Here is a 19,208-nt window from a genome sequence, read left to right on the forward strand (position 1 = left end):
CCCCCCCCTGCCGATGCCGGCTTCCGCCGCCCAGGCGGGCAGCGGCTGATCCTTGACCCGGCCGAACAGGCGGCCATCGTCGAACGCCCGGTTGATCAAGACCGCCACGCCCTTGTCCTGGCACAAGGGCAGCAGTTCGCGCGCGGCTTGCGGGGCGTTGACCGAGTAGTTGATCTGGATGAAGTCCAGCGGCTCACGGCGCACGATGCTGGCGACCTCATCGTGACCACTGTTCAGGTAATGGGTAATGCCGACGTAGCGGGTCTTGCCCTGCTGCTTGAGTTCACGGGCATAAGGCAGTTGTGTCTGCCAGTCCCGCAGGTTGTGGATCTGCAGCAGGTCGACCTTGTCGGTGCGCAGGCTTTTCAGGCTGCCCGCCCATTGCGCCTCGGCGTCGGCTCGGCTGTCGGCGGCGATCTTGGTAGCGATGAAGCATTGCCGGTGCCAGCCGCCCTCCTCCAGCAACTGGCCGAGCACACTGTCGGCGCCGCCATAGTTCGGCGAAGTGTCGATGACTTTGCCGCCGCCGTCGAAAAACGCCTTGAGCACTGCCTTGAGCTGTTGGAACTGGGCCGAGTCGGGCGCCACCTCGAAACTGCCGGAGGTGCCCGCGCCGATCACCGGCAAGGCCTCGCCAGTGGACGGGACCTTGCGGGTCAGCAACCCGGGGGAGGTAGCGGCGTGCAACCAGGGGCTGGCGGCCAGCAAGCCCAAAGCCGCACTGGCACGTAGGACATCGCGACGACCATACATGGCAAAGCTCCCGTCATATGTCGGAAACTTTCAAGGCTAGCCGCTCCCGCCTGCATTGGCCGGTGATTCTGTGTCGGGATGTTTAGGGCTCAAGCCTGCAGCAGCAGGCTCAGGTCCAGGCCGGCCTCGGCCATGGGTGGGCACCAGTAGTAACCACCGGTCAGTGGCCGGCTGAAGCGGTACAGGCCGTCGATGATGCCGTCTTCCAGGCCGCTCATGCGCCGCAGCTGCACTTCGAAGGCCTCCAGGCTGTGGCCCAGGGCAACGAACGCAAGGCCCGCGCCGCGGCTGTCGGCCCAGGCCACCGAACGGCGGACCATGAACGCCTCGGGCTCGAAGCTTTCCTGGGCAGTGCGCTTGACGTGGGCCGAGTCCGGCGCGTCGTCGAGCTCTTCGTTATCGCTCAGACGCCGGCCAATGATGTTGTCCTGGTCGGCCTGGGGCAGTGACTTGAAGTATTCCAGGTCGTGCTTCCACAGCTGGAAAGCGGCGAAGCTGGAGCCCGCCAGGCCCGGTTGATCGCCGGCAACGATGGCGGCCGCCACGGCCTCATCGTCGACCGGGTTTTCGGTACCGTCCTCGTAACCGGTCAGGTCATGGCCGCCACGGTGCAGGAAACCGTCAACGCTGTCGGCCAGCCGCAGGGCCGGGGCCAGTGCAGCTTCCAGGGCTTGGGCCTGCAACAGCAGGTCGCCGCGTTCGTCGCCGCGCAGCCACAGCCACAGGGCGTGCTGGGTACTCGGGTTCTCCACCACCGCATCCAGCTGCGGAAACGCACGCAGGCCAGGCACTTGACGGCCCAGCGCCTTCACCAGCGGCGCGCCGATACCGACAATCAGACGCTGGCCATCCACCTGTGGCAGCAGCGCATCGAGCACCGCAGGCAGGGCTTCGGGCGACTGCAACGTGAAGAACAGATGGCGGGCCTGGGCCGGCACCGGGGTGGCAAGCAGACCTTGCTGGAACGGCATGACGGGCTAATCCTTTCGCTAAAAGCGGGAATGCTACTGCGCCAGCATCGCTACCGCAACGCAGCCAATGCCGCAGGGGTGGCGGCGTGGCTTGCGGCAACCAGGGCTTGCGGATAGGATGGTTAGCATTGAAAGCGGTAATCATGATTGCCGCGAGGAGGAGCAAATGGCCCAAGCAGCAGACATCTTCAGTATTGGCCACCCCGCGGTGGGCAATGTTCGCGAGTTACTGACACGCCTGGAGAAAGCCAAGGGTCGAGCCCAGTCGAAGACCGGCATCGTCATCGAAGTGAACGCCGACAGCGCCAAGCAGCTGGACGTCTACGTCAGTGCGCTGGAAATGCTCGGGCAGTACTTCTCCGCACGCGTGGCGGGCGCACCCGAAGAGGCCGTCAAACTGATCGTGCAGGCCTTGGTTCCGGCCAAACCTGTGACCTCGACGCAGCTCAAGCAAGCGCAAATGCTGGCGAAAGCCAAAACCGCCGTGCTGCAGAGCGGTGATTGGGTAAGCGCAAGCGAAATCGCCAGCCTGGCCAACTTCAGCGCCGCCAACCCCAGCTCGCAACCGAGCAAATGGAAGCGTGACAAGCGCCTCTTCGCCATCCGCCATGAAGGCGTCGACTACTTCCCGCTCTATGGGCTCGATGAAACGGCCAGCTATCGTCCGCTGCCGGTGCTCAAGGAACTGATCACGGTGCTCGAACCGATGAAAGATGGCTGGGAAATGGCCTACTGGTTCATGTCCGTGAACAGCTGGCTTGGCGCCAAGCGCCCGCAGGACCTGCTGCGCAGTGCACCCGAACGCGTCGTGGCGGCGGCCCAGCAAGAGGTTGCCGGTATTACCCATGGCTAAACCCCCGAGGCTACCGGTCTCCGGTGAGGCATTGAACCTCTCGTTCATTACCCTGGCGGCCGGCACCCTCCTTCATCGCATCCACAACAAACGCTTCGGCGCTGCGCAATACAACCCGACCGGTGTGGGCGATGCCCGCTTCAGCCCGATCAAGGATGCGGTCGGTCAAGTCATCCCTACCCTGTATGCCGGTACCACGTTCCACTGCGCGGCCATGGAAACGGTGTTCCACGACATACCCTATGTCCCGGGTTTCAAAGCCGTGCAGCAGCGCCGCTACGCCGGCAACCTTCATTCCCAGGTTGTGCTGGGCGCAGACCTGCAACTGGTCGACCTGTCCAGCAAGGCCCTGCGCCTGCTGGGGGTGCCGCGTTCACAACTGATCGACACCGAGGCAGAACGCTACCCCTACACACGGCAATGGGCCGAAGCCATCCACGCCTTTGCCCCGCAAGCACAGGGGCTGCGCTGGGTATCGCGGCAGGACGACGAGGCCGTTGCGATCGTCCTCTTCGGCGACCGGGTGGCCGGCACTGTCCTACAGGCCCACGAGGCCAGCCGAGACTTGCTGAGCGACCCAGCCACGTTCTCCGACCTGCTTGATTTGGCCGAGCGCATAGGGGTTCTGCTGCTGCCTGATGCAGACTGAAGCGCAGCGCGCCGCTCAGTAACAAAAAGTTACCTAGCGATGGCGCTTTGCAATTAGCGATCGCCAGCGGCCGACCTAGACTCTCCGGATCCTTCATCCGAGTGCTTGCCCATGACCGCCTCGCCCTTGCTCACCGCCTTCCTGCCCCTGGCCTTGGGCATCATCATGCTTGGGCTGGGGCTGTCGCTGACCCTGGCCGACTTCGCCCGGGTGGTGAAATACCCCAAACCTGTGGTGGTCGGGCTGGTGTGCCAGATTCTGCTGCTGCCGTTCTTGTGCTTCCTGATCGCCAACGGCTTTGGCCTGGAGTCGGCGCTGGCGGTCGGCCTGATGCTGCTGGCGGCCTCACCGGGCGGCACCACCGCCAACCTGTTCAGCCACCTCGCCCACGGTGACGTGGCCCTGAACATCACCCTGACAGCGGTCAACTCGCTGATCGCGATCCTGACCATGCCGTTGCTGGTGAACCTGTCGCTGAGCTGGTTCATGGCCTCCGACCAAGCGATACCGCTACAGTTCGCCAAGGTCATGCAGGTGTTCGCCATCGTCCTGCTGCCGGTGGTGCTGGGGATGCTGATTCGTCGCTGGACGCCAGCGTTTGCCGCGCGCATGGAAAAACCGATGAAGTTGGTGGCCGCATTGTTCCTGGCATTCACCATTGTCCTGGCGATGGCCAAGGACTGGCAGACGGTGGTCGAGTACGCGCCCGTGGTCGGTCTGGCGGCCTTGGTGTTCAACCTGGTCAGCCTGACGGTGGGTTACTGGGTGCCGCGTTTGCTGAGCATTCCCAAGCGCCAGGCCATCGCCATCGGCATGGAGATCGGCATCCACAATGGCACCCTGGCGATCGCCCTGGCCTTGAGCCCGTCACTGCTGAACAACGCCACCATGGCAGTGCCGGCGGCGCTGTACAGCCTGATCATGTTCTTTACCGCTGCCGCGTTCGGGTGGTGGGTGAGCCGTGGGCATGCTGGCGTGGAGGTGCCCGCCAAGGGGGAAGCGGCCAACTGACGCTCAAGCGCGGTCGCGCCGAGCCTGCAACTGGCGCTTGAGCACCTTCAGCGGCGGCGCATAGAAAAAGCCGAACGACACACTGCCGGTACGGCCCTTGATCGCGTGATGCAGCCGGTGGGCGCGATGCAGGCGCTTGAGGTAGCGGTTCAGCGGCCGTGGCTGGCGCGGCCAGTGACGGTGGAAGAAGCCATCATGCGCCAGCACGTACAGCACCCCGTAGCCTGCCACGCCCGCGCCGACCCACTGCAGCGGTGCGTGGCCGGCCTTGCCCAGCGCCACCAGCGCGGTAGCGATCAGGCCCAGGGCTACCAGGTACAGGTCGTTGGTTTCGAGCATGCCCAGCTGCGGTTCATGGTGCGAGCGGTGCAGCCACCAGCCCCAGCCATGCATGATGTACTTGTGCGCCAGCGTGCCGACACCTTCCATGGCCACCAGGGTGCCAAGCAGCACGAGGTAATTGAGCAGCATGTAACGGTCCGGGTGAAGGTGAAAAGTGCCGCAAGGGTACCGATTGCCCGGCTTTTTTTCCATGCGGCAGTGACCGGTTGCAGGGCATTTCTCGATTAACCCATTGTCATCTTTCTGCCCTTGACCCCGCTTGCTGCCGGGCGTAAGGTCCGCGTCGCAATTTCGCACCCCTGAACAGGAGTCCTGCATTGGACAGTAGCCCCAGTCGCTTGCGACAGGCCCACTCGGCGAGCTAGTCCGGCAGCGTCCTGCCACTGTCTCGCCCCTGGCCAGACGGTGGAATTTCTCCCAGCCCCTTGCGGCTGCATTCCCCTCTCCCCTTTGTGGTCCTGCGCATTTCTGGTTTTTCATAACCACGCCATCGACATGGCGTTCGAGCGGGCATTTGCCCCGCGCTAGAGGTTTGCTATGGATTGGAAAGTCTTTCTGCTGCGTGTCAGCATTGCCCTGCTGCTCGGTGCCCTGATCGGTGCCGAGCGCCAACTGCGCCAGCGCCTCACCGGCCTGCGCACCAACGCGCTGGTCAGCACTGGCGCCTGCCTTTTCGTATTGATGACCCAGGCCGTGCCGGGCATGGCCCCCACCGACGCTTCACGGGTTGCCGCCTACGTGGTGTCGGGCATCGGCTTCCTGGGTGGCGGCGTGATCATGCGCGACGGTTTCAATGTGCGCGGCCTGAACACTGCCGCCACCCTCTGGTGCACCGCGGCGGTCGGCGTGCTGTGCAGCCTTGGCCTGCTGCTGGAGGCGACCTTGGGTAGCCTGGTGGTGCTGTGCGCCAACATCCTGCTGCGCGACATCGCCCAGCGCCTGGATCGCCAGGAGGTGTTGCCGGCCAGTGAAGTCGAACAACGGTTCGAGGTGCGTGTCGTCTGCCGCGCCGAGGACGAAATCCAGGTGCGCAGCCTGATGCTGCACAGCCTGGGCGACCCCGAGCTGCGCCTGCAGTCGCTGCACAGTGAGGATCTGCCCAACCCGGCCCGCCTGGAAGTACGCGCCGAACTGCTGGGCAACCCGCAGGCGCCAGCGCAACTGGAGCGCCTGGTCAGCCGGGTGAGCCTGGAAAAAGGCGTAAGCTCGGTGCGCTGGCAACTGCAGCCACAGGCGATGACGACGGATTGAGGAACACGCAATGCTTGTACGCCCTGCCCGCTACGACGATGTACCGCACCTCATGGCGATTGAGCGCTCCGCCGCGCAAGCCTTCGCCCAACGCCCTGAACTGGCGTGGCTGGCCCAAGGTGAAGTGCTGGATGGGGATACGCACCAGGCATTCATCGATTCAGGTCGCAGCTGGGTGGCAGAAAAAGCCCAGGGCCCGTTACTGGGCTTTATCTGTGCCAGCCTCCAGGGCCAGGCGTTGCATATCGAAGAGTTGTCCGTGCGCCTGGAGGCCCAGGGCCAAGGCATCGGGAGACGCCTGCTGGATGAGGTGGTCGCCGTTGCCCGACGCAGTGGCCTGCAGCAACTGACCCTGACCACCTTCGCCGATGTGCCCTGGAATGCGCCTTTCTATGCACGCTACGGCTTTGAAGTGATTGCCCACGACCAACTGGGTGCGAGGTTGAGCGCTGTGATGGCCGGCGAGCGCGCGCACGGGCTGGAGGGCCGATGCGCCATGCTGCTGGATCTGCGTTGATTCACGCTTTCGCGGCTTGCAGGTAGAGGCCCTGACTGTCGTCCTCCAGCAGGGCTTTCATGCGTCAGGGTCGTCCACATGGGCTTGCACGGCCTCCTCCAGCGCCCGCCCGTGGGCCTCATCTGCCAAGGCCTTGAGGGCCAACCAGTCGTCCCAGTCGATTGCGCCATCGTCACGCAAGGCCTCGGCGGTGCGCACCAGGTCGTGATGGTAGGCATCCGGGGATTCACGCCGGTAACTGGCGTCATCGTACCGGGCATACCAGGCCTCAAGCGCGGGAATGCTGCGTTCGATGCTCATGGCTCTGCTCCTTCGCTGCAACCTTTGAAGGTGTGAGCGTTGCAGCGGTACATCGTTCAACACCAACGCAGCGCTCACTAGCCTTTATCGACTGCCTGGCCTTGGGCCAACTGTGCACGGCAGTCCTTGAGCGACTCATCACGCTTGAGCAATTCGTCTTTCAGGTACTGCAACTGCCGCCCCTGCTCTGCGCAGAGACCGCGTTTGTCTTCCAGGCTCTGCTCCTGCGTCTGCAATTGCCGGCGCATTTCTTCGCTGGCGCCCTGGGCCTGGGCCAGGATCGTGCGCAAGCCCTGGATCTGCGCATCGCGTTGCTCCAGCAGTTGGTCCTGTACCTGGCGCTCGCTGCTGGCCTGGCGGTGTTCGCCGAGCAGGCGCTCGTTGTCGCGGTGCAGGCGGGTCAACTCGTCCTGCTTGACGATCATGCCCTGCTGCAACTGACGCAGTTCGACCTGCAGCTGTTGCACCTGGGCTTCGTGACGCCGTTGCTCTTGCTCGCGCTGTTCGCGGCTGGCCGTGCGGTAGTGCTCCAGGGCATCGCGGGCGTGCCGGTGCTTCTCTTCCAGCGAGCGCACCTGCTCGTCCTTGTCGGTCAGCCGCACCTGCAGCTCGCCAAGCGCCTGGTTGAGGCTGGCGCTGCGCAGCTGTTCGGCCTGCAAGGTGCTGTGGGTGGAGGCCAGTCGCTCCGACTCGGCTGCCAAGGCGGCGTCCTGAATCTGCTGTTGCTGGTGAGCGGCCGCCAACGCCTGCTGGGCCAGCTGCAGTTGCGCTTCGAGCTGTTCGCGCGCTTCCTGGAATGCCGCTTCGGCCTGCTCGACGCAGGTGTCTGCCTCTTCCTGCAGCTGGGTGGCCAGTTGTGCCACCAGCTTCGACAAGGGTTCGCTGAGCGCCGCCGTGCCCTGGAGTGCGGCCGGCTTCAGTTCTTCGAGCTCCTTGAGGTAGCGATGGATGGTGGTCTTGGAGCCCGTATTACCCAGTTGGATACGTACTGCATCGATACTCGGGTGTTCGCCCCGGGCGATCAGCACCTGCCTTGCTTGTTGTACTACCGCCTTGTTGATGCCGCCCCGGGCCATGGTCGCTCCTACGATTTCGTACCGTGATACGTATTATGTAATTACACGTGTATTTTGTCTTTTATCAGTGAAATACACAATGCATTTCTATCATTGAATAATCACGGCTTATCGAATGTGAAGGTGCGAATTGGCGAATTTTCACCGCTGAGGCTGTACGCATAAAAAAACCCGGCCCTGAAACCACGGGGCCGGGTACGTCGGCAAAACACCGACCAGCGTCGATGATCAGTCGCGCTGAAGCGCGTCCGGGCGTAGCAGCCAGGCTGCAAGTGCCGGCAGCAGCAGAACGGCGCCCAACAGGTTGACCAGGAACATGAACGCCAGCAGCACGCCCATGTCGGCCTGGAACTTCAAAGTCGAGAATGCCCACGTCATGATCGACAGCGTCATGGTCACCGCCGTGAACACCGAGGCAGTACCGCGTTGCTTCAGCGCTTCGACAAAGGCATCGGGCAGGCTCATCCGCCCTTCCTGCATTTCGTGCTTGATCCGTTCGAACAGGTAGATGCCGTAGTCCACGCCCACGCCGACCCCGAGCGCGACCACCGGCAAGGTGTTGACCTTCACACCGATGCCCAGCAACGCCATCAGCGCGTTGCACAGCACCGTGACCAATGCCAGCGGTACGATCACGCAGAGCGTGATACGCCAGCTGCGGAACATCCACAGGCACAGCAGTGTCACCGAAGCGAACAGCGCACCGTTTACCAGCCGGTCGCCGGCATGCACCACTTCGTTGGTGGCGGCCATGACACCAAGGTTGCCCGACGCCAGCTGGAAACTGACCTGATCGTTGTCGTGGGCGGCCTTGAAGGCCTTGATCTTGTCCATCAGCGTGCTGATGGTGTCGGCCTGGTGGTCGCGGGTGTAGATCGACACCGGAATCGCGTCGCAGGCACTGTTCATGTACTCGGTACCCACCCGCGTGGCAAAACCGACGCCCTGGGCGATCTGGGCGGTGGACTCGGGCAGCACCCGCCATTTCAGGTCGGTCTCGGCGTAGGCCTGGGTAATGCTGGCGACGAAACCGGCCAGGCTGCGCACCGAAGACACGCCGTCATCCTGGCGCAGGTACAGCTCCAGCTCGGCGACAGGGTCGAGCACCTCGCGCTTCACGCAAGGTGTTTCTTCATCCCCGCTGGCCCGGGCGATCACCTGCAGCAGGTCGACGCCGATGGCGAAGTCACGGGTAATCACCGCCACGTCCTGGTTGTAACGCGAGTCGGCGCGCAGTTCCGGCACGCCTGCGCCGATATCGCCCACGTGCAGGTTGCGCGCCTCGAACAGGCCGACACCCAGCAGCAACGCTGCACACCCCAGTGCCCACGCTGCGCCGCGGCGGGTAGCGAGCACGCCAAGGCGCTCCCACAGCCCGGCGCCAAGCGTTTCCTTGCCGCGCAATTTGCTCGCATCGGCGGCGGACAGGCGCATGAACGACAGCAGGATGGGCAGCAGCATCTTGTTGGTGACGATCATCACCGAGACACCCAGCGTCGCAGTGATCGCCAGCTCGCGCACCATCTCGATGTCCACCAGGGCAATCACCATGAAGCCCAGGGCATTGGCCAGCAGTGCCACGGCACCCGGGATGAAGAGTTTCCGGAAGCAGTTGCGCGACGCGGTCACGCCATCGGCGCCGTGCAGGGTTTCCAGTTTCCAGGCGTTGGTCATCTGCACGGCATGGGAGACGCCGATGGAGAAAATCAGGAACGGTACCAGGATCGACATCGGGTCGAGGGTCAGCTCCAGTAGCGGCAGCAGGCCCAGCAGCCAGATCACCGGCACTGTCGCGCAGATCAGCGCCCAGCCGGTCAGCATCAGCGACCCGCAATACCAGTACAGCAGAACGGCGGTAATCACGAAGGCGATGACGAAGAACACCAGCACCCCGGAGGCGCCGTCGGCGATATCGCCGATGGACTTGGCAAAGCCGATGACGTGGATGCTGATATCGGCCGTCTGGTTCTCCCGGCGGATCTGCTCCAGGCGCTTGGCCACTTGCTGCAGGTCGAGGCGCTGGCCGGTGGCCGGGTCGGTTTCCTGCAGGTTCGCCACCACCATGGCCGAGGACAGGTCGTTGGAGACGATGCGCCCCACCCAGTCGGACTTGAGGGTGCGTTCACGGGCCTGGGCGATCTGCTGCTCGGTACCCGCGTAACTGGAGTCGACCAGGTTGCCGCCGGTGAAACCGTCTTCGACGACTTCGGTGTAGCGTACGTTCGAGGTGAACAACGACGTCACCGAACTGCGCTCGACACCCTCGATGAAAAAGACCTCGTCGGATACCTTGCGCAACACTGCCATGGCTTGCGGGGTGAATACCTCGCCCCGGGTGTTCTTCACCGCCACCAGCACTTTGTTGGCGCCGCCAAAGTCCTTCTGGTAGTCGAGGAAGGTCTTCATGTAGGGGTGGTGCAGCGGGATCATCTTGAAGAACCCCGACTCCACCTTGAGGTGGCTGGCACTGTAGCCAAGCCCCAGGGTGATGAGGACGAACAGCGCGAGCAACAGCTTGCGCTGGTGGAAAATCCAGTGGGACAGCCGTCCGACCAGCGCGCGGGAGAAAGCCTGGCGCGCCAGTTGGCCATCAAGGTTCTGCTGCATGCTCATCGATCATTCCTGCCCTTTGCGTGCATTCACGGTAAGCGGCAAGATGCCGCGATCGCCCACGGCCAGCAGCGTGCCGTCGTTTTGTTCGAGGGCGCGGGCCAGGCTTGCCTGGGTGGAAGGCTGGCCAGCAAAGCTACTGCCCTGGTCGTCGCTGGCCAGCAGCAAGCCGCTGTTGCCCATCAGCAGCACGCGGCCCGAGCGCAGCTGCACGGCGCCGTTGAGGGCGAAAGTGGTGCCGGTCTGGCGCTGCTGCCAGGTCTGCCCGCCATCGGCGGAGTACCAGAGGTTGCCGCGCATGCCATAGATCAACAGGCCGCCGTCCTTGAGTTGCAGGGCACCGAACAGACTGCCCTGGTAAGGACTCTGCAGTGCCTGCCAGTGCTCGCCCTGGTCCGTGGAGCGGGCCAGGGTGCCGCTCTCGCCGACCATCAGCCAGTCGCCATTGGCCAGGGCGATGACTTGCGAGATGTGCCGATCGAAGTCCTCACCCAGTACGCTCAGGCGTTGCCAGGTTTGCCCCTGGTCGGTCGACAGCAGGTACAGACCGAAGGCGCCCCAGGCCACCAACCGCCCTTCACCCAGGGCGGCGACACCCAGCAAGGCATCGTCACCGCTGTCGGTTTCAACCGCCTGCCAGTGCAGGCCACCGTCGTCGGTACGCAGCAGTGTGCCGCCGTGGCCCACGGCAACACCTCGCTGTGGGTTGACGAAGGCCACCCCGGCCAGGGTGCGGGTGGTCGAGGTGCGCACGCTTTGCCACTCATGGGCATCGTGCGGCGAGCGCAGCACCACGCCGCGTTCGCCTACCGCGATCAGGTTTTCACCGGTGTCGGTAAGGTTGAGCAGCAGTACCCGGTCAGGTCGCACGGCATCATCGGCCGCGGGCGCCTGGGCACAAACCAGTGAAACAGGCAGGCACAGGCCCGCCAACAGCAGCAGATATCGTGAAGACATGAGCGATTCCAGTGACCGGACGGGCCACCGTGGGTGGCCCGAGCCTGGTTCAACGAACGGGGTGGGGGTTATTTGCCCATGCGCCGAAGGGCGTCAGGCTGGAAGTCGGCGAAGCGGCCCTTGATGCCGAACGTCCAGGGCTGGGTTTCTTCGTTGGCAAGGCCGGCCAGGTAGTAGCTGCCGTTGCTCAGGTCATGCCAGATGTTCGCCCGGTACCACGGCACCTGGGCGTCGTAGAACTGCACCAGCGGGTGCACGCCGACACGCCACAAAGTGCCACGGGTGTCGTAGGCGTCACTGGCCAGCACGGTCCAGGAGTCCTCGTCGAGGTACATCACACGCTTGCCGTACACGTGCTTGGCGTCCGGGCGCAGCGTCCCCTCCACCACCCACACCCGGTGCAGTTCATAGCGCATGTAGTCGGGGTTGGGTGTACTGGCCGTCAGCACATCCTTGTACTTCACCTCCTTGGCGCCGAGCTTGTAGTCGTTGTAGGGCACGTACATTTCACGCTTGCCGACCAGTTTCCAGTCGAAGCGGTCGGGCGCGCCGTTGTAGCCATCGAAGTCGTCGGTCACCCGCAGCCCTTCGGTGCCGTCGTTGACGTTGTCGTAGGCCAGGTCCGGTGCACGTCGCACGCGGCGCTGGCCGACGTTGTAGATCCATGCCGAGCGCACTTCCTGGACCTGGTCGATCGGCTCGTGCACCAGTTGCACGGTACCGGCCAGCGTGGCCGGCGAGATGAAGCGTGCCGAATAGTTGAGCAGGCGGTTGTCCGACGCTTTGTCCATGTTGGCATCGAACACGCGGTTTTCCTGGATACGCAGGGTGTAGTAGTCACCGCTGCCGCGTACCGGGAACGAGGCATAGGTGCGTTGCAGGCCGCCACCCAGGTAACGCAGGTTGTGGTTCCAGATGGCTTCCAGGCCATTCTGCGGAATCGGGAATGGCGTGGTGGTGCCATTGAGCTGGCTGACGCCGAAGCCGTTGAGCTGGGCGCGCACTGCCTCCTGGCGGACCTTGGCGGCGATGTCCGGCGGGACTGCGGCGGTGCGGTGGCTGGGGTACACCGGCATCCGGAACGCCGGGTACTTCGCCAGCAACGCCTGCATCCCGGGCGTGACCTTGTCCTTGTACTGCGCCAGGTTGGCGGCGGTGATGGTGAACAGCGGTTTTTCGTTGGCAAACGGGTCTACGTAACCCTGGGCCGGGCTCCAGCCCGCCGGAGGCTGGGTCATGCCGCCGGTATAAGGTGGAATCGTGCCGTCGGCGTTGCCGGCCTTCTCGCCACCCAGTGGCGTCAGGTCGTTGCCCAGCCGCGCGGCCTGCTGCTCGCTGATCTGGGCCTGAGCCTGGCTGCACAAGGCAAGCAGGATGGCCGCTGCAAGGCCGCCCAGGCGTGCGGCGCGGAGTGTCTTGTTCATCGATGTCACCTCTTGTTGTTGTTCTGTCAGAAGCTGTAGCTGTAACTGGCGGCGTAGAAATCGCGGTCGTGGAGGGGATCGTATTCGGCACTGTTGTCGAAACTGACGTAGCTGAAATCGAGCTTGTGCTGCTTGTTGTAATCGAAGCTGATACCCAGGGCGGAGGTGATGCGGCCTTCGTTGAACTGGCCATCGGCCGACACGCCATCGACATCCTGGCCGAAGAAGGCATAGGGCGACGCCGTCACGCTGGTGCCGAAGACGTTGTTGTAATCGAGCTGCCCGCGCAGGCGATAACCCCAGGCGAAGTCGGTAATGTAGCCGTCGTTCTTGCAACCGGCCGGGCTCGCGTTGACCAATCCAGCCACCGGGTTGCTGCAGGTGCTGCCACCGGCGGGAATGGTCGGGGAAGAGCCCAGCCCGTAGATGAAGCCGCGTCCGTAGCGACGATCGCCCTCCCCTTGAGGCACGTTGTTCCACTGGAAGCCTGCTTCGGCCACCACGGTCAGGTTGTCGGCCTTGAGCACGTTGGGGAACACGTTGACGCCGTTGACCTGGAACTGGGTCTTCTCATAGCGATCCCAGCCGGCGGTGAACGGCGAACTGTTCAGGCGCACTTGCTGCAGCAGGTCGGCCGCCGGGCCGATACCGGCCAAGGCACCGTTGAGCAGGTCGGCGCCGTTTATCTGCACCGGCTGGTTCGGCGAATAGCTCAGTTCCGAGCCGATCGACCAGCCCGCCAGGGTGGTGCTGAAGCTCAGGCCGAACAGGCGGATGTCCTCGGGGTATTCCCAGCTCGGCCCGACGAACTGGCCGTTGGCATTGCGAGCGGTGGGCGTGCCGGCGTCGGGAAACTCCGACAGCCTCGCCGAGTCGGTACTGCGCAGGCCCAGGTACGGCGTGCGCGAATGGTAGTTGAGGTAGTACAGGCCGACTTCGCCATCCAGCGCATCGACCGGCAGGCGCAGCGCCACACCCCATTGGCCGCTGTCGTGCGGGTCCTTGCCCTTGACCTCCGGCAGGTAGGCGCCGGCGGCGATCTTGTCCGGCGAAGACGGATTGATGCCACCAAGGAACGTACCCAGCTCGCAGTCACCGTAGTCTTGCCCAACGCCACTCTCGGTGACCGACCAGTAGTGGCCGCAACCTTCGATGGCGGTGCTCTCGTACTTGAGCTGGTAGAAAGCCTCCAGCGAGACACCGGCCGGCAGGCCGATGTTCATGTAAGCCATCCATACCGGAATCAGCGCTTCTTTCAGCTCGGTACCCGGACGACGCAAAGCCGGCACGTCCAGCGGGTTGATCTGGTTGATGCCCTGGATGAACACGCTCTCGCCCCAGTTCACCACCTGGCGGCCCAGACGCACCTGGACGGGGGTTTCTTCAAGGTAGAAGGTGTTGTAGGCATAGGCGTCGAGCAGGTACACACCGCTGAACTTTTGCAGGTCTGCGGTACCGTCGTCGTTCAGTGGTTGCTTGCGATAGCCATTGTTGGCACTGCCAAAATTCACGTCCTCGTCCTTGAGGGCCTCGTCGTACCAACCCTTGACCCGCACCAGCCCGCCCATGTCGCCGTTGCGCAACGACAGGTCGGTGACGAACTTGGCGACGCTCGAGAAGCGGTCGCCCTTGTCGTAGTTCAGGTTGCCCGCATCCACCGATCCGCCGGTGCCACCGGACTTGCCCCGCAGCGCACCGTTGGCGGCGCTGAACAGGTCGTGGTCCTGGTTTTCGGCGCGCCACTGCGAGCCGACCGACAATGTGGTGTTCCATTCCCCTTCCCAGCCGTTCTCCAGCTGAAAAGGCAGCGCCTGCGCGGCACCGGCGCTGGCCAGGGCGACGGCCACGGCCAGCGGCGTGAAGAGGTAGCGGCCAAACACGTTCTTGTTGTTGTGCATGCAGGTCTCCGGTACCGCCCTTGCCGCGGCGGGAGGTAGCGACCCGCCAGGTGAGCGTTCTTGTTGGTTTGCCCAAGCATGCCCAGCAGTGCGCCGGAATCATTTGTCGGTGGATGTCAGGCTTTTGTCATTTGCCGTCAGCCGTGGATTTTTTCTGTTGCCACAGGTAAAAACTGGCGAGGATGAAGCGCAGATGATCGGTTCCGTTCAGAAGAAGTCGAAAAACCATGACAGCCTTGATCAAGATCACCTCGCTCACGGGCTTCCCGGAACTGGTACGGGAGTTGGGCGGCGACCCCGACAGCCTGCTGCAGCAGATGCAGATCGATCCCCGGCAACTGGACAATGTCGCCGCGGTGATTCCCTACCGCGCCATGATCAACCTGCTCGAGCGCTGTGCCGAGCAGCTCGATTGCGTGGATTTCGGCCTGCGCCTGGCCGAGCGGCAGAGCTTGTTGATCCTTGGCCCCGTGGCGGTGGTGGGGCAAAACGCGCGCAACGTTGCCGAAGCGGTGGGGGCCATCACCCGCTTCCTGCACACATACAGCCCTGGGGTGCTGGTGTACCTGGACTGCGAAAGCGACCCGGCACGCCCGCACCTGGTCTACGAAATGCGCCTGCGCCCTGCCCCGCGCCAGACACAGATCATCGAGTTGTCCCTGGGCGTGATGTTCAAGGCGCTGCAGATGCTGTACGGCCCGGGGTTCCGGCCGCATTCTGTGCTGTCGCGCACCGAGGCGCGCCTGCCCCAGAGCCGCTACCAGCGGTTCTTCGGTGCGCGCACCTACTTTGGCCAGGCGCAGAACGCGCTGGTGCTGCTGCCCGAGCACCTGGAAAAAACCATCGACCAGCACAACCGGCAGTTGCATGACACGCTGATGGACTACATCAGCAACCTGAGTGCCCACAACCCGCTGGAAGTGCACAGCCAGGTCGATGCCGCCATCCGCCGCCTGCTGCCCACCCAGCGCTGCGCCTTGCCGCTGATTGCCGAGCAACTGGGCATGCGCGAGCGCTCCCTGCAGCGGCGGCTGGCCGAGCATGATCTGGTCTTCGAGGACATGGTCGAGGGGGTGCGACGCGAGCAGGCCGAGTTGTACCTGGCCGAGGCCCACATGCCCATGGCACAGATCGCCGGGCTGCTCGGTTACGCCGAGCAAAGCTCGTTCAACCGGGCCTGCCGGCGCTGGTACGGACTGTCGCCACGCGAGCGGCGCGTGCAATTGCGCGCCGCCGCGTCATTGGCCACTCAGGGGTAAGTGATCATGATCTTGGCGTGCTGGTCCGGTTGGGCCAGCGTGGCGAAGGCATCGTTCACGCCTTCCAGGGTCACCCGCGCGGTGATCATCGGCGCGCCGTCGAGCTTGCCGTCCGCCAAGGCATGGAGCGTCTCGGCGAACTCTTCGTGGGTGTAGCCGAAGGAGAAATGCACGTTCATTTCCTTGCCGATGGCGATCAAGGGTTCGATCCGGTCACTCTCCATACACACCCCGACCACGATCAGGCGCGAACGCGGCGGTGCGTGCTGGATCACCTGCTGGATCAGCCCCGGCACGCCAACGCACTCGAACACCACGCAGGGCTTGGGTTGCAGCCCAAGGCCCAGCAGCGCCATCGGCCCGTTGATGTCATAGCCCGCCGGCGCTGCCACCTGCAACCAAGACGTATAGGGCGACTGCTGCGCGGGATCGACCACCACATCGGCGCCCATGCGTTCGGCCAGGGCACGCCGTGCCGGGCTGAAGTCTGCCGCCACCACCGGGCCGATTCCGCGCGACTTGAGGATGGCGATCAATGCCAGTCCGATCGGGCCACACCCTATCACCACCGGTACTTCGCTACCGTCCAGGCGGGCGCGGTTCACCGCGTGGGCAGCGACCGTCAGCGGCTCGGTGAGGGCCGCCAGGTCCGCAGGCAGGTCGCCCGGCACGGCCAGCAACATGGGTTCGGCCAGCACCATCTGCTCGCCATAACCGCCGGGGTAGCGGTTGGAGTAGCCGATATGGTGAAAGGCCTGTGCGTCGATCACGAACGGCAGCGAGCACACCCGGGTGCCGACTTTGAAGCGTTTGTCGCTGCCGGGCCCGTGGTCGAGGATCTCGCCGCAGAACTCGTGGCCGAATACCACGTCCTGACGATCGTCGAAGGCGATGGGGATGTTGCTGCGCTTGAAATTGGCCAGCACCTTTTCGCAGTGGTGGAACATGTGCAGGTCCGAACCGCAGATACCGCACGCCAGGGTCTTGACCAGCACTTCGCCGGCTCCGGGCCGGGGGGGCGCCAACTGCTCGATGCGCAGCTGTTTTTCGCGCATGACGACAGCTTTCATGGTGTCTCTCCTTGTTCGGTTGCGGGCCGTGCCTGCGCAGGCCCGCCGCAGTGTCATTGCAACTGGCCGACTTCGCGCAGCCAGGACTCGGAACGGCGCAGGCCTTCTTCAAGGCTGACCTTCGGCGCGTAGCCCAGCAGCAGACGCGCCTTGTCGATGGAAATGCCGCCCGTGCGGGAAAACATGTACATGGCATCCGGGCTGATTTCATTGGGGCGCCCCAGCAGTCGGTTGAACTGCCAGATGCCCCGGGTGAGCCACGTTGCCAGCCACAAGGGCAGGCTGGGCGGCCTTCCGGAGCGCCCAGCCCAATGCCAGTGATGGGTGAAGAACTCGGCGCAGCTGACAGACTCCGCCGCACTGACGTGGAAGATCTGGCCCTTGGCCTGCTCCAGGCCCGCCGCCAGCATGACGCCGTCCAGCAGGTCGTCGATGTACACCGGCGTCCATCGCCCGCGGCCACCGTTGGGCAGGATCAACGCACCGGACCGTGCCATCTTCAGCGGTTCGCTCAGCCAGGCACGCGAGCCTGGTCCATACACATCGCCGGGCCTGACGATGGTGCAGTCGATCTCCCCCGCTGCATGGGCCGCCAGCACCAGGTGCTCGCTTGCGCCCTTGGCCACGCCGTAGCGGTACTGCTCACCGATGACCACGTCGCAGCGCTCGTCGGCCTGGTCAGGGTACTGCCAGCCCAGCGCAGCGATCGAGGAGAACTGCACGAAGCGCTTGGCCCCGGCGGCAATGGCGACGTCCAGGCAATTGCGCACACCGCGCACGGAGATGTCGCGATAGTCCTGCCAGGGGGCTGCCAGCGAGACCACCGCCGCCGTGTTGATGAACAACTCGCAGCCGCGGGCGGCATCTGCCCATTGCTGCGGCCGGGTAAGGTCGCCGGCCACCACGGCATTGGCAGGGTCGGCGCGCAGGTCCATGCCGCGCACTTCAGCCCCCAAGGCGCGGTAACGCTTGGCCAGGGCCTGGCCGATGAAGCCACTGGCCCCGGTAATGAAGACCGAGCGCGGTACGTCAGGGCTTTGCCCCTGTACCCCGGTCGGCATTGCAGGATTGATCATCGAGCGTGCTCCAGCAATCGTCGTGAAGGCGGCTCAGCCCGCGGTGTAGCCGGCGTGGCCGGGGCGGATGTAGCGTGCCGGCTGCAGGCCGCGCTCCCTGACCAGGCGCTCGATGATCTGCATGATGTCGCTGGCATCCATGACGTTGACGAAATTGCCGTCCTGGTCGAAGTTGATGTTCGCGCCATGCACGACCATCAGGGTTTCGGTGGGCTCGGTATTGTCGGCCGGTACGCTGAAGGTATGAATCGAACCGCCCGGCTCGTAGAGGTAGCAGCCGGCGGTCTGCGGCTGGTCCGGGTATTCGACGTAGTTCCAGCCGCCTGTCAGGGTGAACAGGTGCACGGGGCCGGTGTGGTAATGGCAAGGCAGACGCACCCCCGGCTGGAAGATCACGCGCAAGGTCCACACCCCGAGGTTCGGGTCCAGGTACAGGGGTTGCACGTCGACACCCGGGAAGTAAGGCGCGAGGGCGTTCTCGTAGACCGGCAGCTCATGGGTATTGAGGGTAAGCAGTTCCTTGTGATCGAACACTGGCGTAGGCATTGGCATTGTTATTCTCCTCAGGCGGCGTCTGGCCGGAGCGCGACATGCGCTCTGTGGCCATCTTGCTGGCGTGTCGGCGCAGAGAATTGCCATTTGCCGTCACTCAGTTGGCATTTGCCGCCAACCGCCCGAACCGGCCTGCCAGCCCCACCAACGGGCCCTCCATGGTCACCCCGGCCAGGGTTGGTTTCTTGTCATTTGCCGCCGCGAACTTGTCCTTTCATGCCAGCTGAAAATTCAGCCGCAGCGGTTCTACCTGGCTGTTTACAGGCGGTCAATCCCGGTGTTACCAAAAAAAGAAACCTACAAAAAGGAACATCCGTGAAACGTTCAGTGCTTGCCGCCTCCGTGTTCTCGCTGGCCCTGCCGGCCTTCGCCCAGATACCCGACAAACTGGCCGAGGATGCCTACCTCTACGGCTACTCCATGGATGAGGCCTACACGTTCTTCCATGAGACGGCGGTCAAGCCCGACACCCCGCTCAACCGCTTCCAGAACATCCGCCACCTGGCCGACGACACCTACACCGACCACCCCACCATCAACAACGACACCCTGCACCTGATGGGTTGGCTGGACGTCGCCGCGGAGCCGGTAATCGTCAGCGTGCCGGACATGGACAAGGGCCGTTACTGGATCCTGCAC

Annotated in this window: 19 protein-coding genes; 7 read left to right on the forward strand and 12 right to left on the reverse strand. The window is 64.0% G+C overall.

Translation table 11 applies throughout. The features are described 5' to 3' along the window. Positions 1–753, reverse strand: a 753-nt coding sequence (locus PMI38_RS00865) for an aldo/keto reductase (RefSeq protein ID WP_008089464.1), incomplete at its 3' end; no start/stop codon positions are given. 89 nt (positions 754–842) lie between these two features. Further along, positions 843–1,724: a Dyp-type peroxidase gene (locus tag PMI38_RS00870; protein ID WP_008089465.1), complete on the reverse strand. Its 882-nt coding sequence runs from the start codon at positions 1,722–1,724 to the stop codon at positions 843–845. A 166-nt stretch (positions 1,725–1,890) separates the two neighbouring features. On the opposite strand from PMI38_RS00870, the gene PMI38_RS00875 reads away from it, so the two are divergent. The 3 genes from PMI38_RS00875 to PMI38_RS00885 all read left to right on the forward strand — a co-directional run bounded on the left by PMI38_RS00875 (position 1,891) and on the right by PMI38_RS00885 (position 4,237). Beyond that, a complete protein-coding gene (locus PMI38_RS00875) occupies positions 1,891–2,577 on the forward strand; it encodes a hypothetical protein (RefSeq protein WP_008089467.1) in 687 nt (228 codons plus the stop codon). Further along, positions 2,570–3,226, forward strand: coding sequence for an RES family NAD+ phosphorylase (locus tag PMI38_RS00880; protein ID WP_008089469.1), 657 nt, complete (start codon positions 2,570–2,572; stop codon positions 3,224–3,226). Before PMI38_RS00875 ends, PMI38_RS00880 begins: the two co-directional genes overlap by 8 nt. 111 nt (positions 3,227–3,337) lie before the next feature. Continuing rightward, positions 3,338–4,237, forward strand: a complete 900-nt coding sequence (locus PMI38_RS00885) for a bile acid:sodium symporter family protein (RefSeq protein WP_008089471.1) — start codon at positions 3,338–3,340, stop codon at positions 4,235–4,237. A 3-nt stretch (positions 4,238–4,240) separates the two neighbouring features. On the opposite strand, the gene PMI38_RS00890 is transcribed toward PMI38_RS00885, so the two are convergent. Continuing rightward, positions 4,241–4,708, reverse strand: coding sequence for a sterol desaturase family protein (locus PMI38_RS00890; RefSeq protein ID WP_008089473.1), 468 nt, complete (start codon positions 4,706–4,708; stop codon positions 4,241–4,243). 408 nt (positions 4,709–5,116) lie between these two features. Between PMI38_RS00890 and PMI38_RS00895 the strand changes: the two genes are divergently transcribed. Both PMI38_RS00895 and PMI38_RS00900 read left to right on the forward strand, forming a co-directional pair. Then, positions 5,117–5,830, forward strand: coding sequence for an MgtC/SapB family protein (locus tag PMI38_RS00895; protein ID WP_008089476.1), 714 nt, complete (start codon positions 5,117–5,119; stop codon positions 5,828–5,830). A 10-nt stretch (positions 5,831–5,840) separates the two neighbouring features. Next, positions 5,841–6,347: a GNAT family N-acetyltransferase gene (locus tag PMI38_RS00900; protein ID WP_008089478.1), complete on the forward strand. Its 507-nt coding sequence runs from the start codon at positions 5,841–5,843 to the stop codon at positions 6,345–6,347. A 57-nt stretch (positions 6,348–6,404) separates the two neighbouring features. Here PMI38_RS00900 and PMI38_RS00905 read toward each other — a convergent pair whose 3' ends face one another. From PMI38_RS00905 to PMI38_RS00930, 6 genes are all read right to left on the reverse strand, one after another. Further along, positions 6,405–6,647: a hypothetical protein gene (locus tag PMI38_RS00905; RefSeq protein ID WP_008089481.1), complete on the reverse strand. Its 243-nt coding sequence runs from the start codon at positions 6,645–6,647 to the stop codon at positions 6,405–6,407. Between the two features lie 77 nt (positions 6,648–6,724). Further along, a complete protein-coding gene (locus PMI38_RS00910) occupies positions 6,725–7,723 on the reverse strand; it encodes a DNA-binding protein (RefSeq protein ID WP_008089484.1) in 999 nt (332 codons plus the stop codon). A 228-nt stretch (positions 7,724–7,951) separates the two neighbouring features. Continuing rightward, positions 7,952–10,336: an efflux RND transporter permease subunit gene (locus PMI38_RS00915; protein WP_008089486.1), complete on the reverse strand. Its 2,385-nt coding sequence runs from the start codon at positions 10,334–10,336 to the stop codon at positions 7,952–7,954. 3 nt (positions 10,337–10,339) lie between these two features. Beyond that, positions 10,340–11,290: a WD40/YVTN/BNR-like repeat-containing protein gene (locus PMI38_RS00920; protein ID WP_008089488.1), complete on the reverse strand. Its 951-nt coding sequence runs from the start codon at positions 11,288–11,290 to the stop codon at positions 10,340–10,342. A 68-nt stretch (positions 11,291–11,358) separates the two neighbouring features. Beyond that, entirely contained in the window at positions 11,359–12,714 is a 1,356-nt protein-coding gene (locus PMI38_RS00925) for a DUF1329 domain-containing protein (protein WP_008089491.1), read from the reverse strand. A 26-nt stretch (positions 12,715–12,740) separates the two neighbouring features. Next, positions 12,741–14,612 (reverse strand): DUF1302 domain-containing protein, encoded by a 1,872-nt coding sequence (locus tag PMI38_RS00930; RefSeq protein WP_008089493.1) that lies wholly within the window; start codon positions 14,610–14,612, stop codon positions 12,741–12,743. Positions 14,613–14,839: 227 nt separating this feature from the next. On the opposite strand from PMI38_RS00930, the gene PMI38_RS00935 reads away from it, so the two are divergent. Beyond that, positions 14,840–15,871 carry an AraC family transcriptional regulator gene (locus PMI38_RS00935; RefSeq protein WP_008089496.1) on the forward strand — a complete coding sequence of 344 codons (1,032 nt, stop codon included), beginning with the start codon at positions 14,840–14,842 and terminating at the stop codon, positions 15,869–15,871. Here PMI38_RS00935 and PMI38_RS00940 read toward each other — a convergent pair. The 3 genes from PMI38_RS00940 to PMI38_RS00950 are packed head-to-tail and all read right to left on the reverse strand — an operon-like array spanning position 15,862 to position 18,569. Then, entirely contained in the window at positions 15,862–16,941 is a 1,080-nt protein-coding gene (locus PMI38_RS00940; protein WP_008089499.1) for a zinc-binding dehydrogenase, read from the reverse strand. The two genes, PMI38_RS00935 and PMI38_RS00940, sit on opposite strands and share 10 nt — an antisense overlap. A gap of 53 nt (positions 16,942–16,994) precedes the next feature. Beyond that, complete coding sequence (locus PMI38_RS00945) at positions 16,995–18,017, reverse strand: NAD-dependent epimerase/dehydratase family protein (protein WP_008089501.1); 1,023 nt, start codon at positions 18,015–18,017, stop codon at positions 16,995–16,997. Positions 18,018–18,050: 33 nt separating this feature from the next. After that, entirely contained in the window at positions 18,051–18,569 is a 519-nt protein-coding gene (locus tag PMI38_RS00950; RefSeq protein WP_008089504.1) for a 2,4'-dihydroxyacetophenone dioxygenase family protein, read from the reverse strand. A 315-nt stretch (positions 18,570–18,884) separates the two neighbouring features. Here PMI38_RS00950 and PMI38_RS00955 point away from each other — a divergent pair. Beyond that, positions 18,885–19,208: DUF1254 domain-containing protein (locus tag PMI38_RS00955; RefSeq protein WP_008089508.1), on the forward strand; the 324-nt coding region annotated here is incomplete at its 3' end.

The organism is Pseudomonas sp. GM84 (assembly GCF_000282535.1).
Classification (GTDB): domain Bacteria; phylum Pseudomonadota; class Gammaproteobacteria; order Pseudomonadales; family Pseudomonadaceae; genus Aquipseudomonas.